Origin of the sequence: Streptomyces canarius (assembly GCF_014650735.1) — a bacterium.
In the GTDB taxonomy this organism is placed as follows: Bacteria; Actinomycetota; Actinomycetes; order Streptomycetales; family Streptomycetaceae; genus Streptomyces; species Streptomyces olivaceoviridis.
Map to the genome: position 1 here is coordinate 14,509 of NZ_BMVN01000053.1, position 22,272 is coordinate 36,780.

Sequence of the window (22,272 nt, forward strand, 5' to 3'; positions counted from 1 at the left end):
CGGCCTCAGAACGTGAAGTCCGGCACGTCCGGCGTTGCGACTGTCCGGGACGGCGCGTCGAACAGGTCGAACAAGGTGGCGCCGGGGCCCCGCGCGGCCAGGTTGCGCAGCAGCGTGCGGTACTCGTCGAGCCAGGCGGCGACCGTCTCCGGCCGGAACAGGTCCGTGGCGTACTTCAGGCCGGCCCAGAGGGCGTCCCCGTACTCCATGACCGACACGCTGAGCGGGAACGTGGGCGCCGCGGGGTCGACGTCGAGCAGTTCCACGGCCGGGCCGTCGGGGCCCAGGTCGCGCAGGGGCTCGACCGCGTTGTGGAAGCTGAAGTTGGTGGTCGCGGCGGGTTCCGCCGAGTGCGGCCGGGCGATCCGTACGATCCGGTCGGCGGGCAGGTCCCCGTGCGACAGCGCGGACAGCTGGGCGTCACGGACGGCCGCCAGCAGGGCGGAGAACGGCTCCTCGGGGACCAGGGCGGCCCGGATCACGACGGTGTTGGCGTAGCAGCCGATCACGTCGTCGTGACCGGACACCCGGCCCGTGACCGCACTCGCGACGGACACGTCACGACTGCCGCCGATCTTCCAGAGCAGCGCCATCCATCCGGCGAGCAGCACCATGTTGAGCGTGCCCCGCGCCCCACGGGCGAGGGCGCGCAGCCGGGCGGCGAGTTCGGGCTCGATCGGGAACGGAAGATCGGCACCCCGGTCCGGGAGCCGGGAGGGATCGGCGTCCGCGACGTCGGCCGGCAGCGACACGGCAGGCACTCCGGCGAGCCGCTTCCTCCAGAACTCGACCAGCTGCCGGCCGCGTTCGCCGTCCAGCAGCTCCCGCTGCTCCCGGACGTAGTCGAGATAGGTGCGGGCGGGCGCGGGTCGGTCGGTGTCGCTGCCCAGGTCGTCCATCAGGATCCGCCACGACCAGCCGTCGAAGAACAGGTGGTGGAAGGTGAGCACGAGGACGTGCTGGTCCCGGTCGCCGAACCGGGCCCGTACGAGCTGGTAGCGGGCCGGTGTGTCGCCGTAGAGGTCGAGCGGCTCGGCCACCAGGTCCTTCAGCCGGGCCAGCAACCGGTCGCGGCCGTCGGCGGCCGTGGTCCCGGGGAACTCCAGGGTGAGGCGCTCCAGGGTGAGCCGGGCCTCCTCGGGCGGGCTGATCACCTGCACGGGTCCGTCCGCGCCGTCGTGCAGGGTGACGCGGAGCATGGGGTGGCGGCGTACCAGTGCTTCCAGCCGCCGGGTCAGCCGCTGCGGATCCACCGGGCCGTCGAGGAGGAAGGCGCTCGCCACGTTGTACGCGGCCGATTCCGGGGCGAGTTGGACGGCTGCCCAGATCGCGGCCTGCTGCCCGGAGAGCGGGCCTTCGACCGCGGCGGGGGCGGCGGCTCCGGCGCTCCCGCCACCCGCGGTGACGGCGGCTCCGCCGGCCGCGGTCACGGTCGTTCCGCCACTCCCGGTGACGGCGCTTCCGCCGGTCGCGGTCGGGGCCGCCGTTCCGACCGGGGGTTCCGTGCCGAGCGAGGCAGCCAGTTCGCCCAGGGAGGCGAAGTCGAAGAGGTCCATGACGTCGAGGTCGGTGCCGAGCCGGTCGTTCAGCCTGGTGATCAGCTGGACGCCGTTGAGGGAGTTGCCGCCCACCTCGAAGAAGTCGTCGTCCAGGCCCAGTCCGGGCTCCTTGAGAACGTCCCTGGCCAGTTCGAGCACCAAGGCGGCGGGTGTCGTGTCGGTGGCGGTCCGCTCCGGTGCGGCGTCGGCCGGGGCGTTTGACGGGCCCTCTGCCACGGGGGTGGCGAGCGCGGTGTCCGGCCAGCAGTGCTCCTCGGCGAACGGGGCGGTGGGCAGCTCGATCCGGCGCCCCGGCCTGCGCCCCAGGCCGGTGTGCCAGTCCAGGGGGAACCCCCGGCGGTGGCAGGCGGCGAGCAGTTCGGCGGGAGAGCGCGGGGTCACGGTCTCGAACCGGGAGCCGGCCTCTTCGCGCAGCAGGAGCGAGAGGGCGCTGTCCGGTGCCAGGTCGACGACGACGGTGGTGTCGGCGAATCCGGCGAGCGCCGCCGTGAGCCGGCCCGCGTCGGGTGCCGTGGTGTGCGCTTCCTCGTCCGCCTGGGCCAGGGCGGTGGGCAGGTCCACCGTGCCGCGGGTGTACCGGTCCGCCAACGCCCCTGTCCCGTGGGCCAGTACGAGGTCGGGGGTGAGGGCGAGATCGGCGAGGAGTGCCCGCACTCCCGCGAGGCGGAGCAGGTGCCGCTGCGCCGCGGTCCAGCGCTGGGCCGGCACGTGGCGCCGTGCCTCGTCCAGTACACGGGCGAAGCCGGGGAACGCCTCCGCCATGTCCGACAGGTGGGCCGCGTCAGGGGCCGCGGCCATGTCCCGGGGGGAGCCGAGGGCCAGGACGAGAGGGGCGCGGACCGTCGTTCCGGTGCCGGTCGCGTCGGTGGCCGCGGGGTCCGTGGTGGCCAGGAAGCCGTCCAGCTCGCCCAGCAGGTGGGCGGCGTCGGTCACGGCCCAGGCCCGGCGGTGGGCGAAGCGCTCCCCGTGGTCGCGCCCGAGCACCAGGACGTCGGCCGCGTCCGCGAGGGGAAAGCGCCGCGGGTCGGCTGCGACGGCCTGCCGGAGCTGCGCGGCGTAGCGCCGCAGTCCGGACGCGTCGCGCGCGGACAGTACGACGACGTGGTCGGTGCGGCCCGGGGCCGCGGGCCGCACCGCCGGCCGGGCGGCGGTGCCCTCCTCGACGACGACGTGCGCGTTGGTGCTGCTGAGCCCGAAGCTGCTCAGGCCGGCGCGCCGTGGGAGGGCACCCGTCGGCCACGGTTCGCACCGGTCGGCGACGCGCAGCGCGGTGCCGTCCAGGCCGAGCAGCGGGTTCGGCGCGGTGAAGTGCGCCGTGGGGAAGATCTCTCCGGCACGGAACTGCGCGATGATGCGCACCAGGCCCGCGAAGCCCGCCATGCAGTCCAGATGGCCGAAGTTGCCCTTGGCCGAGGACACGGGGAGCGTGGTGGCCCGGGCGGTGGCCGGGAAGTCCGCCGCCACCTCGGACAGCGCGGCGGCCAGCCCCTGGATCTCGATGGGGTCGCCGATCCGGGTGCCGGTGCCGTGGGCCTCGACGTAGCCGATGGTCGCCGGGTCCGCGGCGGCGTCCCTCAGGGCCGCGGCGATGACCTGGGCCTGGCCCACCGGGCTGGGCGCCGTCAGGCCGTTGCTGCGCCCGGCGTCCTGGTTGACGGCACTGCCACGGATCACCGCGTGCACGGTGTCGCCGTCACGCAGCGCGTCCGCCAGCCGCTTGAGCAGGACGAAGCCGCCGCCCTCGCCGAAGGTCGTGCCGTCCGACTTCTCGTCGAACGGGCGGCAACGGCCGGTGGCGGAGAGCACCCCCAGGCCGTCCGCGCCCTCCGGCCGGGACGGGGGCCGGCCCAGGACGAGTTCGTAGCCGCCGACCAGGGCCGACGCGCCCTCGCCGTACGCCAGTTTCCGGCGCGCCTCGTGCAGCGCGACCAGGAAGGAGGAACAGGCGGTGTCCACGACCATCGCGCTTCCGCGCAGATCGAGGTGGTAGGCGATGCGGCCGGCGGCGAAGGCCCGGATGCTGCCGGTGAGGGCGGCGCCGTGGCGGCGGCCGGTCTCGTCCAGCAGCTCGTACAGGGTCGGTTCCGGTCCGCCGTACCCGGCGGTGTAGACGCAGACGTCGTGGCCGCGCAGCTCCGCCGGGGCGTAACCGGCATGGCCGATCGCGCGCACGGCGAGCTGGAGCATCTTGCGCTGCCGGGGGTCGATCAGCTCGGCCTCGGCGCGGGACAGGCCGAAGGCACGGTGGTCGAAGCCGGTGATGTCGTCGATCCAGCCGCCTTCCTGGTCGCTGTCGGAGCGCAGGACCCCCGTGGCCCGGGCGCGGGCGGCGGGCATCGGTCCCAGGCAGTCGCGTCCCGCGCGCAGGATCTCGGTGAGCGTGTCCCAGTCGTCGCACTGGGGGAACTCGAAGGCCAGGCCGACCACGGCCACCGCGGTGGTGTCGTCTCCGGTGTCCATGGGGCCCTTCACAGTTCGACGGTCGTGGCGGACGGCTCGGTTCCCCGGGCGTTCCCGCCGTCCAGGGCGGCGGCCAGCGCGGCGACGGTCGGATGCTGGAAGAGCTGGTCGATGGTCATGGCGGGGTAGGTGCGGCGCAGGCCCGCGAAGACCCGCAGCGCCTTGAAGGAGTCTCCGCCGATCTCCATGAACCGCTCGTCCCGGCCGACTTCGGGCCGTCCCAGCACGGAACTCCACAGCGCGGCCACGAATCGCTCGGTGTCGGTGCGCGGGAGGTCGCCGGCGGGCCGGTCCGGGGCGGCGGAGGGCGCGGCCGTGGCGCGCAGGGCGGCGAGGTCGGCCTTGCCGTTCACGGTGACGGGGATGGCGGGGACGATGCTGATGCGGCTCGGGACGAGCGCTTGCGTCAGGCGCTCGCGCAGGTGGCGGGATATCTCCTCCGGTGTGATCGCGGAGGCTGTCACGACGTAGGCGACGAGTTCGGTGGGTGCGTCGGGGGCGGGTTCCTCACCGACGACCAGGGCCTGCTGGACGCCGGTCACGGCGAGCAGCGCCGATTCGATCTCGCCGGGCTCGACGCGGTTGCCGCGGACCTTCAACTGGCGGTCGGCCCGCCCCAGGTACTCGTAGACACCCTCGCTGTCGCGGACCATCAGGTCGTCGGTGCGGTAGAAGCGTTCGCCCTCGGCGTCACGGACGAACTTCCGCGCGGTCAGCTCCGCATCGCCGCGGTAGCCGTGGGCGAGGCAGCGGCCCCCGACGTAGAGAACGCCCGGGGTGCCGTCGGGCACGGGCTCGCCGTCCTCACCGAGCAGGCGCAGCGAGACACCGTCGATGGCCTTGCCCACGGGGATGCGGGCTCGCCGGGTGTCCGCCTCCCGCACATGGTGCAGCATCATCTCGATGGTCGCCTCGGAAGGACCGTAGGCGTTGAAGACGTGCAGGTCCGGCCGGGCCTTGAGCATCGCGGCGGCCAGCCGCGGCGGGAACGCCTCGCCCGCGACGATGGCCATGCGGCGGGGCAGCAGCGACGCGATGTCCCGCTCCGCGGCCAGCGCCTCCAGCAGGGAGGGGGTGTAGGTGACGGCGTCCACCGGGTACTTGTCGAGTTCGGCGGCGAGGGCGTCGGCGTCGAGCGTGGTGTGGCGGTCGTAGATGTCCAGACGGGCACCGCTGAGAATGGCGCCGAAGGCGGAGATGAGCCCCAGGTCGGCGGCGAAGGTCGTGGCGATGGCGAAGCTCCGCGGGGTCGTGATCGGCGCGAGGTAGCGCCAGAAGCCCGCGTGGTGGTTGAGCACGGGCCCGTGCGGAACCTCGACCGCCTTGGGGACGCCCGTCGATCCGGAGGTGAACACGAGATACGCCGAGTCCTGCGGCTGGGTCTCGGGGGCCGGCTCGTACGGAGCGGTGGGCAGCGAGCCGTCCAGCACACGCAGCACGGGGGTCCGTCGGGGTAGACGCGACCGGTTGCGCTCGTCCACGAGTACGGCCCGTGCGCCGGTCGCGGTCAGGAGTGCAGCGATCCGGGTGTCGGGGTCCGTGGGCTCCAGGTGCACGTGCACCGCGCCGGCCGACCACGCGCCGAGGATGGACACCACGGACCACACCGAGCGGTCCACCAGGGTGGCCACTACGTCTCCGCGTCCGATGCCCTGCTCCCGCAGCCACGACGCCAGTCCTCCGGCGGCCGACGCCAGTTGCCGGTAGCTCAGTTCGGTGTCGCCGTGCCGTACGGCTGGGCGCACCCCGTACCGCTCGGCCACCTCGTGGAAGAGGGCGGCGACCGATCGGTGGTCGGACGAGAACTCGGACGGAGGCGTCAGTGGTGCGGCGTACACGAGCGCTCCTTAGCTGGCCGTGGTGGCCGGGTGGGAGGTGTGAGGACGACAGCCGGGGTCCCTCCGGGGGGAGAGAAGATCTTCGGCCGAATTCGCAGGACGGCGTGCGAGCTCGATGGAAAACTTTCAGCCATCGATGTCCCGGACGTGCGCAGCCGGGACCAGCAGCTTCCAATGCCGCCGCATCGGGCAGTAAAGCACGACCATCCGAATCGCGCCAGCACTGATCATCTTGTGGGTGTTCGCTTTCCCCGATGAAACTGCTTTCAATCATCCAATCTATAAAAGAGGAAATGCCCTGCTTGCCCACTTTACCCGGAACGTGAAACGCTTTGAAAAAGTTGCCCGCCGTACGGACTTGAGTTAGGCTCTGCTCGTTTGATCAAGGAATCGGACAGCGTGAGCCTGCGCAGACCCGAACTCTTCCTCCCCGGTAAGGCCGGGTCGAGGGAGTCGGCGGTACGAAGGCCGGAAGAGACCCTTCCGCCCTTGTCGCGGTATGCACGGAGGGGGATCCTGTTCAACGTGTCGGATCACATCAGCCCGGTCATCGATTACCGTCACAACGGACCACCCAATTCAGCTCAGGGCGGTTATGCCTGCGGCTTGTTCGCCGGTCTCGTCACGCCGTCCCAGGGCTCCGCGGCGGCCGTGACACTGTTGTCTCCCCCACCTCTCGGCGTACCCCTCGAATTCCACCGGGGCTCCCGCAGATCGCAGGTCAGACGGGACGGACAACTCATCGCCACCGTCGCCGAGGCCGCCGGTGAACCGGCCGTGATCGACCCGCTCTCCCCGGCCGAGGCCGAGCATGCCTCCCACGCCTTCCAGGGCTTCACCGGGCACCCCTTCCCCACCTGCTTCGTCTGCGGCCACGAACGTCCCGCCGGCGACGGACTCGCCCTCACCCCGGGGCCCGTGGAAGGACGTCCGGGCACCGTCGCCTGTCTGTGGACACCCACGGACGAGCAGGCTTCCGCCGACGGCGGCATACCCGACGAGCTGGTCTGGAGCGTGCTGGACTGCCCCGGCGGGTGGACCTGCGACCCGCGGACCGAGCCCATGGTGCTCAACCGGATGACCGCGGTGATCAGCCGTCGGCCGGTCCCGGGGGACCCTTGCGTCGTGGTGGGCGTCCTGCGGCGCAGACAGGGCAGGACAGCCGTCGTGGACACGGCCCTCTTCGACGCGTCCGGCCGGGAGGCCGGCCGGGCGTCGGCGGTCTGGGTGACAGTGCCCGAAGGGCTGCCCGCCTCCGCCTGACAGGCGCTCCGGGCCCTGCCCCGCCCCGACAATCCAGCAGCCCGCCCTCGCACCGGTCCCGCTGTGCTGCCCTCCTTTTCCGCGGTGGTGCGCAAGAACTCGGTGGTGCGCAAGAACTCACAGAACGGACGGAGAATGTCGACGGAAACCCTAACCAAAGGATCATCCGGTACTGTGGCCACGGAATCCGTTCACGGCTTATTCGCGCAGCGAGCTGCTGCGGATCCGGACGCGGTGGCGATCAGTGCGCACGACGAGGAACTCACGTTTGCCGAGCTGGATTCCCGATCCGGCATCCTGGCCGACCGGCTCCGTGCCGCGGGGGTCGGCACGGAAGACACCGTGGGAATCTGTCTGGAACGCTCAGCGGGGTTGATAGTGGCCCTGCTCGCCGTTCTCAAATCCGGCGGGAACTATCTCGGGCTGGACACCAAACAGCCCCGGGAACGCCACATCGCTCTCCTGGAGGATTCGGGAGCGAAGGTCGTCATCACGACATCCGACTTCGTCGAACGGCTCGGCCACTCGGCCACCACGCTCCTCCTCGATGCCGCCTCCGCGCCCACTCCCACGCCGCCCGCGACATCACCGCATCCCGCGACATCCGCGCAGAACACCGCTTATATCGCGTACACCTCGGGATCATCCGGAAAACCCAAGGGTGTTTGTGTGCCCCACCAGGGCATCCTCCGCCTGGTGACGGATCCCGGATTCCTGGCGGTCCGGCCCGACGACGTCTTCCTCCACTTCGCGCCCGTCGCCTTCGACGCGTCCACCTTCGAGATCTGGAGCGCGTTGCTCAACGGCTGCCGTCTCGTGGTGGCACCCCCGGGCGACATCACGCCGGCGGACCTCTCCGCGTTCATCCAGAAGAACCAGGTCACCGTGGCCTGGCTGACCGCGGGTCTGTTCCACGCCATGGTCGAGTCCGGCACCCAGAACCTGCGCGGGCTGCGTCACCTGGTGGCCGGCGGGGACGTGCTCTCCGCCGCGCATGTCGACCGCGCCTTGGGCGAACTGCCCCAGACCGCCCTGACCAACGGCTACGGGCCGACCGAGAACACCACCTTCACCGCCTGCCACACCTTCACCGGTCCCGTGGCGGACGGCCCCGTGCCGATCGGGCGGCCCATCCGCGGCACCACCGTGCACCTGCTCGACGACGCCTACGAGCCCGTCCCGGACGGAGAGGTCGGCCGGCTCTACGCGGCCGGACTCGGCCTGGCCCACGGCTATCTGAACGCCCCCGCGCTCACCGCCGAACGGTTCGTGCCGGACCCCTTCTCCGACGTGCCGGGCGCGCGCATGTACGACACGGGCGACCTGGCCCGCCGCCGGCCCGACGGCACGCTCGAATTCCACGGCCGGGCCGACCAGCAGGTGAAGATCCGGGGCTTCCGTATCGAACCCGGCGAGATCGAGGCCGCGCTGCGCGCACACCCCGAGATCACCGACGCCGCGGTCGTCGCACAGCCGGCGTCGGACACGGAACGCCGGCTGACGGCGTACTACGTCAGCGAAGAGGTCGTCACCACGGCCGAGTTGCGCCGTGACCTCGGGCGCGGCCTGCCCGCCTACATGATCCCGGCCCTCTTCGTCCGGCTCGACGCGCTCCCGCTGAACTCCAACGGCAAGGTGGACCGGGCGCGGCTCGCCGCGATGCCACGGCCCGAACGCCCCGAGATGATCAGCGAGTACCGCGCCCCCGCCACCGAGATGGAGACCTGGCTCACCGAACTCTGGGCCGACTTCATGGGGTTCTCCCCGGTGGGAGTCGACGACGACTTCTTCGAACTCGGCGGCCACTCCCTGATGGCGGCGCGCATCACCGGCGAGATCAGCGCCGAGTACGACGTGAACGTGCCCCCGGTGGCCTTCTACGAGCACCCGACGATCGACGAACTGGCGGCCTACCTCACCACGTTGACGACCGATCCCGACAGCGACGGCACGCAGGCCGGGTGACCTCTTCCCCCTGGAGAGAGCGAGACCGATGAGAATCAGCACCCCCCACCCGGGCGGCCCCGGCACCGGCATCGATCTGGACGCGGTGGACCTGTTCGACCCCGAGCTGTACGCCGTCGGCGACCCGCACGCGATCTGGACGGTCATGCGGGAACGTGCCCCGGTGCACCGCCAGACCCTCCCCGACGGCCGGTCGTTCTGGTCGGTGACGAAGTACCACGACGTCAACGACGTCCTGCGCGACCACACCCGGTTCACGTCCAACCGCGGCACACTGCTGTCCATCCTGGGCGGTACCGACCCGGCGGGCGGCAAGATGATGGCGGCGAGCGACCCGCCCGTGCACACCGCGATGCGTGAACCGCTGAACAAGGTGCTCTCGCACCGGGCCCTGAAGTCCCGCCAGCCGCAGATCCGCCGGGTGGTGCACCGGCTGCTCGCCCCGCTGCTGGACGGGGGCACCTGGGACGTGGCCGCGGCCTCCGCCGGCTTCCCGATGGCGTTCACCGGCACGCTGATGGGGCTGCCCGAGGCGGACTGGCCACGGCTCACCCGGCTGACCACGATGGCTGTCGCCCCGGAGGACCACGATTTCCGGGAGACCGCCGGAGACAGCACGCTGACCGCCGCTCACCACGAGCTGTTCGCGTACTTCTCCGGCCAGGTCAAGCGACGCGTCCGGCACGGTTTCGCCGAGGACGACCTGATCGGCTTCCTGACGGAACTGGAGGCCGACGGCAGAAGGCTGCGCCACGACGAGATCGTCTACAACTGCTACAGCCTGCTCCTGGGCGCCAACGTCACGACGCCGCACGCGATCGCCGCCACCGTCCTCGCGCTGATGGAGCATCCCCAGGAGTACCGGCGGCTGCTGGCCGATCCGTCGCTGACGACCAGCGCGGTCGAGGAAGGGCTGCGCTGGGCCTCGCCGGCGAACCACTTCATGCGCTACGTCACCCAGGACATCACCCTGCGCGGCCAGGAACTGAGGGCCGGGGACGCGGTGGTGGCCTGGCTGGGTTCGGCCAACCGCGACGAGGAGGTCTTCCCCGACCCGTTCCGCTTCGATGTGACCCGCTCCCCGAACCGCCACGTGGCCTTCGGGTTCGGGCCCCACTACTGCATCGGGGCGCCCCTGGCGCGCATCGCGCTGCGGCTGCTGTTCGAGGAGATCGTCGCCCTCGTCGAGGCGTTCGCTCCCGCCGGCCCCGTCGAACACCTCACCTCCAACTTCGTGGCGGGGATCAAGCGGATGCCCCTCACCGCGACCCTGCGCGAGGGCGCCGCGCGGACGCTGGCCGAAGCCGTCGCGGCGGACGGCCCGGTGCCGGCCTGACGCCCGCGCGGGCCCTTCCTCCCCCCTCCGAGAAAGCGATGTGGTCCATGCCTCCCGGCAGCCGCCCGAACAAGATGCTCCTGCGTCCGCCGAAGCAGGACAGCAGAGCGAGGCTCTTCTGCTTCCCGTACTCCGGCCTGGGCGCGTCGATGTACAACAAGTGGCCCGACCAGGTGGACGGGGTGGAGATCTGCCGCGTGCAGCCCCCGGGCCGCGAGAACCGCTACCGCGAGCCCCACTACGGCACCTACGAGGAACTGGCCGAGCAGGTCACCGAGGCGCTGCTGCCGCACCTCGACCGGCCCTTCGCCTTCTTCGGCCACTGCGGCGGCGCCTTGCCCGGGTTCGCCACCGCACTGCACCTGGCGCGGGCCGGGCTGCCCACCCCGCACACGCTGTTCATCTCCTCCCAGGTCGCTCCGCACGACGGCCCCTTCGGGCGGTTCCTCCAGCTCACCAACTCGGAACTCGCCGTCGAACTGGCCGAGTTGACGAGGGCCATGGGAGGTACTCCCAGCCCGGACATGATCCAGATGAGCCTGCGCGTCCTGCGGGCCGACATCACCGCCAATCAGCGGTACCACCTGACCGAACCGGTACTTCTGCCCTGCGCCGTCCACGTGATCGGATGGAGCGAGGACAAGGAGATCCGCCCGGAGCAGATGGGCGGCTGGCACGCGTACGCGGACGACGGGCGGTACGCCGAGACGACCCTGGAGGGCGGCCACCACGCGTTCCTCGACGCTCCCTCCGAACTCCTCACCACACTGACGGAGCGCCTGTGCTCCGCAGAGCCGTTCGGGTGAGCACGTCACCTCTCCCAACGGCTTCAACTCACCCTGTGAACGGCGGACTCTGACCACATGCCCCTTCCCCCTACGACCGCGTTGACCCGTGTCCCGGGATTCCGGCGCCTGTTGACCGGACGGACGCTGTCCGTGCTGGCCACCTGTCTCATTCCCACCGCCTTGACCCTGGCGGTCATCCACTCGACCGGTTCGGCGGGCGACCTCGGGCTGGTGCTGGCCTGCGAACTGATCCCGCAGCTCGTGCTGCTGCCGATCGGCGGAGTCCTGGCCGACCGGCAGCCGCCCCAGCGGGTGGCGTTCGCCGCCGACCTGGTGCGTGGCCTGGTCCAACTGGCCATCGGTATCGAGCTGCTGGCCGGGACCGTGAACATCCTCCACCTCTCGGTCCTCTCCGTCATCACCGGCGCCGCCGTCGCCATCGGCACTCCCACGGTGTCGCCGCTGGTGACCGCCGTGGTTCCGCCGGAGGCCCGGCTCCGCGCCAACAGCCACCTCGGCACCGCACGGGGCATCGCGCTGGTCGCCGGCCCCGGCATCGTCGGTGTCATGGTCGTCACCATCGGGGTGGGCTGGTCGTTCGTGCTGACCGCGGTGCTGTTCCTCGTCGCCGCCACCACCCTGGGCGGCCTGAAGGTGACCCGGCACGAGCGCCCGGCCGGCCACAGCACCTTCCTCAAGGACCTGGCCGAGGGCTGGCAGGTGGTCCGTTCGCACCGCTGGTTCTGGACCAACCTCGTCGGCCACGGCATCTCCAACCTGACCGCGGGTGTGCTGATGACGCTCGGTCCGCTCATCGCGGTCCGTGAACTGGGGGGTGACACCTCCTGGGTCATCACCTATCAGTGCGGCATGGTCGGCATGCTGCTCGGCGCCTATCTGGCGCCCAGGCTGTCCATCCCACGGCCGCTGGTCGCGACCTCGCTCGGCGGCGCCGTCTTCGCCCTGCCGCTGCTCACGTTCGCGGTGCCCGCTCCGACCGCGGTGAACGCGGCGGCGTACTTCGTGGCGATGCTGGGTCTCGGCATCCTGAACACCGTGTGGCAGACCGTGATGCAGCAGCAGTTCGAGCCGCACACCCTGGCCCGTGCGGACTCCTACGACGCGCTGCTCTCCTTCGCCGCACGCCCGCTCGGCCTGGCCCTGGCCGCCCCGGTCGCGGCCACGACCGGCAACGCCGCCGTTCTGGTGGTGGCGGCCGTCCTGGTCGGCGCCGGCAGCCTCGGCCTGCTGGCGCTGCGCGAGGTGCGCACGATGGGGTTCGTCACCCATGAGGAGACCGTGCCCGAGACGGTGACCGCCGCGGAGACGGCGGACGACCACTGACCACCCCCGACGGGGGTCCCGGCACGACACCGGTGGTCGCACCCTGACGGTCCGCCCGCGTACTGCCGCGGGCGGACCGTCCGGTCATTCACCTGGGGGCGTGCCGGGTCGGCCGTGGCCGTCCCCGGGCCGCGCCCGTCCTCACTTGCCGTTGACGTCCGAGGTGTCGACGGCGAAGCGGCCGACCGCCCAGGCCATGGCCCGGCCGTTCTGCTCGAAGATGGTCCTGTTGACGTTGGCCAGCGTGTCGCACGCCTGGTGGTAACAGGGGTCGAGCATCTCGCCCACCGTGCCGCCGAACACCTTGGCCTGCTCGGGAGTCTTCACCGCGTCGGAGCCGGCGTTGACCCCGCCCGCCGGGATGCCGGCGGCGATGAAGGGCGAGTGGTCGGACCGGCCGTCCAGTACCAGTCCCGCGGTCGGCAGTCCCCGGTCGGCGAAGTATCCGCCGATGAGCCCGGAGATCCGGTCCGACCCCGCCGGGCCCGGACCGTCCGCGGTCCGGCCGTTGTAGACCTGTCGCAGGAAGTTCGGGGAGCCGATCATCTCCAGGTTGAGGTAGAGGGCGGTCCCGCTCCTGTCCGCGTCGTTCAACTGGTCGACGTAGTACTGGGAGCCGGAGATCCCCTTCTCCTCGGCGGCCCACCACGCGAACCGGACCCGGTTCTTGACGTGCTTCCAGTACGGCGCCATATCCACCGCCGTCTCCAGCAGCACCGCGGAGGCGGCCGCGTTGTCGTTCATGCCCGGGGTGGTGTCCACGCTGTCGATGTGCGCGCCCATCACCACGGTGTTGTCCGCACGGCCCGTCGGGGTGTCGGCCAGCAGGTTGTAGGTCTTGGTCATCTTGTTCCGGCCCCGCAGATCGACGTTCACGGTGACGGGCCCCGCCGCGATGTCGGCCTTCAGCTGCTCGGCCTCACCCCGGTTCAGCGTCGCGATCGGGATACGGGCGTCCTCCGGCGGCACCATGCGGTAGCGCAGGTTCAGCTGGGGGTTCGGGGCGTTGACGTTCATGAGCACGGCCGCCGCGCCCATCTCCGACGCCGTGATCTGCTTCTGGGTGATGAAGCAGTCGTTGACGTCGACCAGGACGATCTTGCCCTTGACGTCCTGGCCGGCGTAGTCGCTCGCCGTACAGCCGGTGGACTTGCCCGACGGGACCACGACGGGGGCCGTCAGTCCGCCTTCGGGCGTGGAGATCGAGAAGCGCGCGATGATCGGCGTCAGCGTCCGGGGATTCGGCGCCGTGACCGACGCCTTCTCCGAGAAGATCTCGTAGTCCAGGAAGGAGAACTCCTGCCGCTTGACCTTGTAGCCGGCGGCGGTCAGCGTGCGGGTCAGGTACTCCGTCGACGCCTCGTACCCGGGTGAGCCGTCGGCCCGGTGCCCGCCGTTCGCCGCTGTGGCCTCGGATATGGCCTCCAGGTGACGCCAGGCCTTCTCACCGGTCACGGCCTGCGACATCTTCTTGGCCAGGATGTCCGCGGGCATGTCCGAGACCTCGCTCCGGTCGGGGAGGGACCACCCGGCCAGAAGCAGAACGGCCCCTGCGGCCAGAAAGGCCCGGGCCCGGATGTGTAAACGATTCCGTCGCGGAAAACTCGTCATGAAACCGTCGGCTCCTTTTCGTGTCGCATGCCCCGCCCGCGGAATGGGGCCGAGGCCCGGCAGAGGCGGCTGGAGGAGAGTTCGGCGGGATTCGGGGCGCGGAGAAGCCGCACGGGGACGTTTCCCCCGTGCACGCCCGTGCCTGGACCCCCGTGCTGTACCCCCGTACCTGCGCCCCCGTACTGTCCGCCCGATTTCCCGAGACATATGCACGTTCGCCGCGAGTGCGACGTTCATCCGTACGGTTGTTCGAGATCGGGCGCTAGGACCATACCCTGTGGTACTTGAGTAACGCCTGAGGAAGAAGGGGTTGGCTCGATCCCTTCGGTGCTGTCTGTTTTTCAACCAGTGCGGAGGACGCGGAAGCGATCGGGGTGCGCCGGGAGAGCGCAGTACTTCGGCGAGGACGACGACCGTGTCGTAGCCCCGGCGACATCGCCCATCCGGCGAACTCCGGCTCCCCGGCCGGAGCGCCGATCATCATCCCGGCGAGGCGCCGGTCGCGGCGGACGGACTCGCCGATCGGCACCGTCGGCTCCGGGTGGCCGACCAGGAGGAGCAGGGCTGTCGCGCGGTTGTCGGCCAGCGCGCGCATGTCGAGTTCGATGACGGTGCCGCCGTACGGAGCGAGGTGGTCCCGCAGCACGCGCGCCCCGGATGCGCAGTACACACCGGCTCGGTTGGCACGGCGATGCGGCTGTGCCCCTCGCCGAGGAGGAAGTCCGCGGCCGCCACCCGCGGGACTGCGGCGGGGCCAGGCGCGCGACCCATGGCGTCGGCTGTTCGGTGAGCGCGTCGAGAACCGCTGACGAGCAGGACACGCCGAGGGCGTCGGCCCGGGCGGCAGCCGCGCGGGCGACGACGCCGTGGTACTCCCCCGCCACGACGGCCACGCCCAGGCCGGCCAGTTCGTCCACGGCCGCAGCGGCCCCGCGGGGATCAGCCTCGGTGTCCCGGACCACCAGCTCCAGTGGCCTTCCGACGATCCCGCCGGCGTCGTTGACATCGCGCACGGCCAGTTCCAGTCCGGCGAGCAAGGGCCGGCCGGCCTCGGCCCGGCCAGGCCGGGTCAGCGGGGCGAGTACGCCGATCCGGACGGATGATCCGCCCGGTTGCCGTTCCCCGGGGGCTTGTTCGCCGGGCCGCACGCACTATGTCCTCGCCGGGCCGCACGAACCGGCCTCGGGCCACAAGCGGGGCCTCAGGCGGCCACGTCTCCCCCTGGCCGCCGTACGTCCGACAGCCCGTGCACCAGCCACTCGCGGGGTGTCATCCCGTAAGCGTCGCGGAAGGCACGGCTGAAGTGGGCGGCGCTCACGAAGCCCCACCGCCGCGCGATGACCGCCACTCCGGTCTCCAGTGCGCGGGGGCGGAGGAGGTCACGGCGGCACCGTTCCAGGCGCTGCGCCCGGATCCATCCGGCCACCGTGGTTCCCTCCTGCTCGAAGATCTTGTGCAGGTAGCGCACCGACATGAAGTGAACGGCGGCGATGGTGCGTGGGGAGAGGTCGGGGTCGGCGAGGTTCCTCATGATGTGGTCCTTGACGCGCACCAGCGTGGCCGCGGCCGTCGCCGAGTGCGGCCGGGACAGACCGCCGCGGCGCTCGTCGATGAGCAGGGCCAGCAGATCCAGCGCGGTCACGGCGAGCCGGCGGCCGACGGCGTCGTCGACGTCGGCCGCCACGCGCGCCAGGCCCGCGACGTACTGGGCCAGGACGGCCGCACTCCCCTCACTGCCGGTGAAGGTGGTCGCGGTCAGCAACCGCAGGTCCTCGTGCCGCACGGAAAGCACTTCGCGAGGAAAATGGAAGGATGTGAAAGCAAATGGTTCGTGGAGCGTTTTCCTGAATGCGCGGGAGGAATCCGAGAGGGAGAACTGGCCGGGCCGGACCACGCATTGCCGCCCGTCCTGTTCTTTCATCGCGGTACCGCGCTCCTGGAGCGTGAGGATGATGAATTCCTGATCGTCGCCGGTTATCAGGCGGCTGCTCCGCGTCACCGTTTGCGGCCCCGCCCGGACACGGGAGATCCGCAGGACACCGAGCCGGTCGCTGACGATGTCGCCGGGTGACGGCTCCTCCTCAAGGAGATCGACACCGAGCGGCACGAAGGTGTTCGTCACCGCTTCGTGCCAGCGCTCCACCCGGTCGGCGGCGGACAGCTCCGCGGTGGACACAATGACGGGCATCGATCTTCCTCCACAGGTCGTGCGGTGAACAGGAGGCTGCGGCCGGCATTGGGCCCACCCTGACCCCTGGTGGCTGGAATGTCCACCCCGAAGAGCGGGTCATGTCCCTGCCCCCGCTTTTCCAGCGGTTCCGCCCGGCCCCGGCCCGAGTGGTCAAACCCCCTCCGTGGTCCGAGACTGGAGGAAGAGCCCCCTTGCTCCTCCGGCGGCGGGTCGTATCGCGCAGGAGATGACGTTGACTTCCTTCTCACCCGGCTTCCGAGGGCGACCGCGCGCGTTGACGGAGCGGCTGCCGCCCGGCCAGTATCCGACCGAGTCGTTCCCCGTCCTGTCGGCCGGTCCCACTCCGCGGGTGCCGACCGAGAACTGGTCGTTCACCGTCACCACGGAGTTCGGCGAGACGCGCAGCTGGACCTGGGACCAGATGATGGCCCTGCCCCAGCAGGACACGGTGACGGACATCCACTGCGTCACCCGCTGGTCCAAGTTCGACACGCGCTGGCGCGGGGTGTCGCTCGACGCCTTCCTTGAAGGACTGGAGACGACCGCCGCACACGTGGTGGCCGACAGCTACGGCGGCTACACCACCAACCTTCCGCTCGCGGACCTCCTCGGCGGCAGGGCGTGGATCGCCCACACCTACGACGGCTACGCGCTCTCACCCGAGCACGGCGGGCCGGCGCGGCTGCTGGTCCCGCACCTGTACTTCTGGAAGTCGGCGAAGTGGGTGCGCGGGCTGCGGCTCGCGCACGAGGACGACCCGGGCTTCTGGGAGTCCGCCGGTTACCACAACTACGGCGATCCCTGGCGCGAGCAGCGTCACTGGGGCGACTGACCATGGCTCTCGCCTGGCTGCCGGCACGGCTGGTCGGGCGCCGCGCGCAGAGCGCGACCGCCCGCACCCTGGTGTTCACCGTGCCCGGCTGGCCCGGCCACCTGCCCGGCCAGCACGTCGACGTGCGTCTCACCGCCGACGACGGCTACCAGGCCGTCCGCAGCTACTCCCTGGCCGCGCCCGCCGACGACGACCGGCTGGAACTGGGCGTGCAGGCCGTGGCCGACGGCGAGGTCTCGTCCTACCTGGCCGACCACCTGCCGCCGGGCGAGGAGGTCGAGGTGCGCGGACCGCTCGGCAACTGGTTCGTGTGGCACCCGGAGCGGACCGAACCGGTGCTCTCGGTGGCGGGCGGTTCCGGTGTCGTACCGCTCATGTCCATGATCCGCGCCCACCGCTCGGCCGGCTCGCGCAGCCTCTTCCAACTGGTGTACTCCGTGCGCGATCCCGAGGACGTCTGGTACCGGGAAGAACTCGCCGACGGCGGCCCGTCCCTCGACATCCGGTTCATCCACACCCGTCGGACCCCGCCCGGCACCTCCCGCGCGGCCGGCCGCATCACGGCGGCGGACCTGCGGGAGCCGACGGCCCGCCTGGAACCGGTGAGCCCCGTCTACGTCTGCGGTCCCACCGGATTCGTGGAGACCGTCGGCGACCTGCTCGTCGAACTGTTCGCCGGCCAGGGGAAGGAACCCGCGACCATCCGCACCGAACGCTTCGGCTGACCCTTCTGCCCAGGACAGGGGAGATCCTCATGTCAGACCCCGCCGCCTTCCTCGACGGCAACAGTCTTGCCGGTCCGTTGTCGGAGATCCTCTCCGTGGAGCCCACCACGGCCTGGTGGCGATGCCCGAACTGCCGGCGGTCCGGGACTCTGGCGCAACTGCACCTCTACGGCCCCGAACCAGGGATGACCGCTCGCTGCCCGGGGTGCGCCTATGTCGCGCTGCGCCTGGTCAAGGAGGAGGACCACATCTGGCTGACCCTGGGCAGCGGGAGCGGCGCCTTCCGGTTCCGCACCGCCTGAGGGGCGACGCGGCGGCACGAGCCGCGCGCACCCAGGAAGCTCCTGCGTGTCGCCGTTGGGACATGTCGCAGCTGTGACAGCTCACGCCCGTGACAGGTCCGGCCTTCTCACCAAATGATTTCGGACAGTTGTGATCTACGGCTGTTCGAAAGGTGTTTCCCCGATGGCAAAGTTCCGCCCCATGGCGGTGATATCAACAGGGTTGATACTGCTCGCCGGAGTCGTACCCACCACCGCCGTGGCGCGGACGGCGACCAGCGGTAGCGTCGCTCGTCCCGCGTCCGAGGCGGGGGCTCGCTCCAGGACCGTACGGCTGATCACCGGGGACCAGGTGACCGTGACATCGTTGCCCGGCGGACGGCGCACCGCGTCGGTGCGGCCCGGCCCCGGTCGCGAGCACATCCCCTTCGAGACGCTCGAAGAGGACGACAAGTCGCTGACCGTGCTCCCGTGGGACGCCGAGGGCCTGGTGTCCGCGGGCACACTGGACCGCCGGCTGTTCGACGTGACCGCGCTGATCTCCCAGGGCTACGACGAGGCACACACCTCCGCGCTGCCGTTGATCGTCTCCTCCGAGCCGTCCCGGGAGGGGGCCAGGGTCACCGCCGAGGCGGCACGGGCCGCGGCGGCCACCGCCGACCGGCTCGTGGCGCTCAACACCCCGGGGACCCCCTCCCGGAACCTGCCGAGCATCCACGCACGGTCGCTCCGGGTCACCGACCGCCGACTGGGGACCTTCTGGAAGACGTTGAACCCCGACGGCAAGGCCGGTGTCGCCCGTGCCGCGCTGACCCCCCGGGTGTCGCTGGACGGCAGGGTGAAGGCCGTGCTGGACCGCAGCACCGCGCAGATCAACGCCCCCACCGCCTGGAAGGCGGGTGACGAGGGCCAGGGCGTCAAGGTGGCCGTGCTCGACACGGGTGTCGACGCGAGCCATCCCGACCTCGCCGGCCGCATCACGGAAGCCGTGGACTTCTCCGACAGTGCCAACACGGACGACCACTTCGGGCACGGTACGCACGTCGCCTCGATCGTCGGCGGCAGCGGCGCCGCGTCGGGCGGGACCCGTCGGGGCGTGGCGCCCCGGGCCGACCTCCTCATCGGCAAGGTCCTGGGCGACGACGGCTACGGCACCGAGTCGGCCGTCATCGACGGCATGCAGTGGGCGACGCGCGAACACGCCAAGGTCGTCAACATGAGCCTGGGGTCGGGGTCTCCGACCGACGGCACCGATCCGCTCAGCCAGGCTGTCGACTCCCTGACCGCGTCCAGCGGCGCGCTCTTCGTCGTCGCGGCGGGCAACGAGGGGGAGACAGGTCCGTCCAGCGTCAGCTCGCCGGGCGCGGCCGACGCGGCGCTGACCGTGGGGGCCGTCGACCGTGACGACTCCCTCGCCCCGTTCTCCAGCCGCGGCCCGCGCCTGGGCGACGGCGCGGTCAAGCCCGACGTGACCGCCCCCGGAGTCGGCATCATCGCCGCCCGCGCGTCCGGCACCACGCTGGGCGACCCGGTCGACGCCCACTACGTCGCCCTGTCGGGGACCTCCATGGCCACCCCGCACGTCGCCGGCGCCGCCGCGCTCCTGGCCCAGCGGCACCCGGACTGGGACGCCCAGCAGCTCAAGGACGCCCTGATCAGCACCGCGCACACCGTGCCCCACACCCAGGTGACCGAACAGGGCGGCGGCCGTATCGACGTGGCCACGGCCATGGGTCCGGTCCGGGCCAGCGGTTCCGTCTCCCTCGCCCCGCTGACCACCGGCGGCCCGGGAGGGCGGCAGCAGTCGGCCACCGTGCGCTACACCAACTCCGGCGACCGCCCGGTCACGCTCTCCCTGGCCCTCGGCCTGGCCACCGAATCCGGGCGCGCGCTCCCGGACGGGGTGGTCGGCCTCGGCTCCGACACGGTGCGGCTCGGCCCCGGCGCCACGGCCGAGGTGCCGCTGAGCACCGACGCCCGGAACGCGGTCCGCGGCAACTACTACGGGTACCTCACCGCGAAGTCGGCGGACGGCGCCGTACTCACCCACACCACCGTCTCCCTCGCGGTCCACGCCCCGCAGCACCGGCTGACCGTGTTGTACCGCGACCGCGACGGCAAGGTGATGCCGGACTGGCTGCCCACGATATGGGGCCCTGACGGATTCGTGGACTACACGGACAGGCAGGCCCACGTCGCCCTCGTGGAGGAGGGCACGTACTACGTCAGTTCGGCCTTCTACGACATGACCGATCACGGCGGCGAGGCGGGCACCGTCGTCGCCCCCGAGGTCAAGGTCACCAAGGACCGGACGGTGACGCTGAACGCCGCCGAGGCCACCCAGGTGCACATCCGCACACCACGCCCGGCCGAGCAGCACGGCATCCTCAGCACCACCGTGTACCGCCGGATCGACGGTCACGGACTGGTCCAGGGAGTCATGTACTTCGACGACGTCACACGCCTCTACGTCAGCCCGACCTCCCGGGTGACCGACGGCGCCTTCGAGTTCTCCTCGCGCTGGCAGATGGTGGCCCCGCAACTGCGGGCGAAGGTCTCCGGCGGCTCCCGGGAGTTCATCCCGTTCTACGAGCCCGACTCCTCCGTCTTCCCGGACCGCGGCGCACGGCTGACCGCCGTGGACGCGGGCACGTCGTCGGCGCCCGACTTCCGCCGCGCACGCGGGAAACTCGCCGTCGTGCGGTACGACTTCTCCGTCACCGAGCCGGAACTCGCCCGGTCCGCCGCGAAGGCCGGGGCCAAGGCGCTGCTGATGGTGTGGCCCGAGGAGCAGGGCAGTGCCTGGACCCGGTGGCAGCCGACCGGTGACCGGACGGCTCTGCCCAGCATGCGGGCCTCCTGGAAGGACGGCACCGCCCTGCTGGAGCGCGTCGGGAAGGGCACCACGACGGTGGCGTTCTCCGGCACGGTGCGCAGCCCGTACCTGTACGACGTGATGCAGGTGTCGAAGGACTTCGTCCCCAAGCAGGTCGTGCACACCGTCTCGGAGCGGGAGAGCGCCGTGGTGCGCAGCACGTACACCCGCACCGGTGCCGCGCTGTGGGCCAGCGAGCAGCGTTTCGGGTGGCGACCGTACCAAGAGACCGCGTGGAACCAGTACAGCCGCTACGTCCCGGTGGGCCGGGAACGCGTCGAGTACGTGACCGGCGGGGACACGCTGTGGAACCACGTCGTGCACCACGACGTCGTCGACGTCCCCGACCTGCCGCTGGCGGTCGGCATGCGGAACGCCCCGCGTACCTACCGTCCCGGCCGGCACGCGACGGAGCGGTGGTTCGCAGCGCCGGTCCGCCCCTCCATCCCCCGGGGCTGGACCCGGCCGTCGGTCCGCAACGGCGACACCCTGACCGTGTACGTCCCGGAGTTCACCGATTCCGACGCCGGCCACTGGTCGTTCGCGGAGAGGAGTGGCTTCGGCGTCGGCCGGGCGACCGCCGACGACGACGTCGCATCGGCGGTGCTGTACCGGAACGGCGAGCGGACCGCGGTCTCCGACGACGGAGCGTGGGGCAGTTTCGAAGTGGCCCCGGGTGATGCCCGATACCGGCTGGACCTGACGACCGCCCGTGTCTCGGACGACTGGCACCTCGGCGTGCGCACGCGCACCTCGTGGACGTTCCGCTCGGACACCACGGCCGATGCCGCCCTGCTGCCGCTGCTCCAACTCGACTACGACGTACCGGTCGACGCGCAGGGCGCCGTGAGCCGGGCACGCGCACATCGGCTGGGCCTCACCGTCCGCATGCAGGACGGCATGGCCGCCCCGCGCGGCGTGCGTCTGAAGGCCGAGGCGTCGTACGACGACGGCAGGACCTGGACCACGGCGCGCACCGAACGCCGCGGCGACGGCCGGCAGTTCACGGCCACCGTGGAGCGGCCGTCGAAGGTACGCGGTGACGCTTGTGTGACACTCCGCGTGACCGCGACGGACTCCGCGGGCGACAGCGTGCGCCAGACCGTGGAGCGGGCGTACCTGCACCGCGGTACGGCGTGACGCGCGGACGGCGCTGACGGGTTCGTGCGGTCAGTCGGTGCGGCGGGTGCCATGCCCATGGTGG

Annotated in this window: 13 protein-coding genes and 1 pseudogene; 9 read left to right on the forward strand and 5 right to left on the reverse strand. The window is 71.4% G+C overall.

Features of this window, described 5'->3' with window-relative positions; all coding sequences use genetic code 11:
• Window positions 1-5: 5 nt before the first annotated feature.
• A complete protein-coding gene (locus IE294_RS39820; RefSeq protein WP_189894278.1) occupies window positions 6-4,019 on the reverse strand; it encodes a condensation domain-containing protein in 4,014 nt (1,337 codons plus the stop codon).
• Between the two features lie 8 nt (window positions 4,020-4,027).
• Window positions 4,028-5,857, reverse strand: a complete 1,830-nt coding sequence (locus tag IE294_RS39825; RefSeq protein ID WP_189894279.1) for a non-ribosomal peptide synthetase — start codon at window positions 5,855-5,857, stop codon at window positions 4,028-4,030.
• A gap of 606 nt (window positions 5,858-6,463) precedes the next feature.
• Between IE294_RS39825 and IE294_RS39830 the strand changes: the two genes are divergently transcribed.
• From IE294_RS39830 to IE294_RS39850, 5 genes are all read left to right on the forward strand, one after another.
• A complete protein-coding gene (locus tag IE294_RS39830; RefSeq protein WP_229917805.1) occupies window positions 6,464-7,120 on the forward strand; it encodes a hotdog fold domain-containing protein in 657 nt (218 codons plus the stop codon).
• 135 nt (window positions 7,121-7,255) lie between these two features.
• Entirely contained in the window at window positions 7,256-9,085 is a 1,830-nt protein-coding gene (locus IE294_RS39835) for a non-ribosomal peptide synthetase (protein ID WP_268252841.1), read from the forward strand.
• 28 nt (window positions 9,086-9,113) lie between these two features.
• Complete coding sequence (locus tag IE294_RS39840; protein ID WP_189894281.1) at window positions 9,114-10,421, forward strand: cytochrome P450; 1,308 nt, start codon at window positions 9,114-9,116, stop codon at window positions 10,419-10,421.
• A gap of 47 nt (window positions 10,422-10,468) precedes the next feature.
• Window positions 10,469-11,227: a thioesterase II family protein gene (locus IE294_RS39845; RefSeq protein ID WP_229917809.1), complete on the forward strand. Its 759-nt coding sequence runs from the start codon at window positions 10,469-10,471 to the stop codon at window positions 11,225-11,227.
• 57 nt (window positions 11,228-11,284) lie between these two features.
• Entirely contained in the window at window positions 11,285-12,553 is a 1,269-nt protein-coding gene (locus IE294_RS39850; protein ID WP_229917811.1) for an MFS transporter, read from the forward strand.
• 141 nt (window positions 12,554-12,694) lie between these two features.
• On the opposite strand, the gene IE294_RS39855 is transcribed toward IE294_RS39850, so the two are convergent.
• The 3 genes and pseudogenes from IE294_RS39855 to IE294_RS39865 all read right to left on the reverse strand — a co-directional run bounded on the left by IE294_RS39855 (window position 12,695) and on the right by IE294_RS39865 (window position 16,352).
• Window positions 12,695-14,047 carry a M28 family peptidase gene (locus tag IE294_RS39855; RefSeq protein WP_189894283.1) on the reverse strand — a complete coding sequence of 451 codons (1,353 nt, stop codon included), beginning with the start codon at window positions 14,045-14,047 and terminating at the stop codon, window positions 12,695-12,697.
• A 541-nt stretch (window positions 14,048-14,588) separates the two neighbouring features.
• Window positions 14,589-15,312 (reverse strand): annotated as a pseudogene (locus IE294_RS39860) (ABC transporter substrate-binding protein); the annotation flags it as partial.
• 53 nt (window positions 15,313-15,365) lie between these two features.
• A complete protein-coding gene (locus tag IE294_RS39865) occupies window positions 15,366-16,352 on the reverse strand; it encodes an AraC-like ligand-binding domain-containing protein (protein WP_189894284.1) in 987 nt (328 codons plus the stop codon).
• Window positions 16,353-16,581: 229 nt separating this feature from the next.
• Here IE294_RS39865 and IE294_RS39870 point away from each other — a divergent pair, with 229 nt between their 5' ends.
• The 4 genes from IE294_RS39870 to IE294_RS39885 all read left to right on the forward strand — a co-directional run bounded on the left by IE294_RS39870 (window position 16,582) and on the right by IE294_RS39885 (window position 22,208).
• Window positions 16,582-17,187 carry a sulfite oxidase-like oxidoreductase gene (locus IE294_RS39870; RefSeq protein WP_229917813.1) on the forward strand — a complete coding sequence of 202 codons (606 nt, stop codon included), beginning with the start codon at window positions 16,582-16,584 and terminating at the stop codon, window positions 17,185-17,187.
• A 2-nt stretch (window positions 17,188-17,189) separates the two neighbouring features.
• Window positions 17,190-17,912: a ferredoxin reductase gene (locus tag IE294_RS39875; RefSeq protein WP_189894285.1), complete on the forward strand. Its 723-nt coding sequence runs from the start codon at window positions 17,190-17,192 to the stop codon at window positions 17,910-17,912.
• 29 nt (window positions 17,913-17,941) lie between these two features.
• A complete protein-coding gene (locus IE294_RS39880) occupies window positions 17,942-18,214 on the forward strand; it encodes a DUF6510 family protein (protein WP_014670476.1) in 273 nt (90 codons plus the stop codon).
• A gap of 163 nt (window positions 18,215-18,377) precedes the next feature.
• Window positions 18,378-22,208 (forward strand): S8 family peptidase, encoded by a 3,831-nt coding sequence (locus tag IE294_RS39885; protein WP_229917815.1) that lies wholly within the window; start codon window positions 18,378-18,380, stop codon window positions 22,206-22,208.
• Window positions 22,209-22,272: the final 64 nt, after the last annotated feature.

Coding starts and splice junctions, on each gene's coding strand:
- IE294_RS39820 (WP_189894278.1), bottom strand. CDS start 4,019: ATGGACACCGGAGACGACACCACCGCGGTGGCCGTGGTCGGCCTGGCC.
- IE294_RS39835 (WP_268252841.1), top strand. CDS start 7,256: ATGTCGACGGAAACCCTAACCAAAGGATCATCCGGTACTGTGGCCACG.
- IE294_RS39840 (WP_189894281.1), top strand. CDS start 9,114: ATGAGAATCAGCACCCCCCACCCGGGCGGCCCCGGCACCGGCATCGAT.
- IE294_RS39845 (WP_229917809.1), top strand. CDS start 10,469: ATGCCTCCCGGCAGCCGCCCGAACAAGATGCTCCTGCGTCCGCCGAAG.
- IE294_RS39850 (WP_229917811.1), top strand. CDS start 11,285: ATGCCCCTTCCCCCTACGACCGCGTTGACCCGTGTCCCGGGATTCCGG.
- IE294_RS39855 (WP_189894283.1), bottom strand. CDS start 14,047: ATGCCCGCGGACATCCTGGCCAAGAAGATGTCGCAGGCCGTGACCGGT.
- IE294_RS39865 (WP_189894284.1), bottom strand. CDS start 16,352: ATGCCCGTCATTGTGTCCACCGCGGAGCTGTCCGCCGCCGACCGGGTG.
- IE294_RS39870 (WP_229917813.1), top strand. CDS start 16,582: ATGACGTTGACTTCCTTCTCACCCGGCTTCCGAGGGCGACCGCGCGCG.
- IE294_RS39875 (WP_189894285.1), top strand. CDS start 17,190: ATGGCTCTCGCCTGGCTGCCGGCACGGCTGGTCGGGCGCCGCGCGCAG.
- IE294_RS39880 (WP_014670476.1), top strand. CDS start 17,942: ATGTCAGACCCCGCCGCCTTCCTCGACGGCAACAGTCTTGCCGGTCCG.
- IE294_RS39885 (WP_229917815.1), top strand. CDS start 18,378: ATGGCAAAGTTCCGCCCCATGGCGGTGATATCAACAGGGTTGATACTG.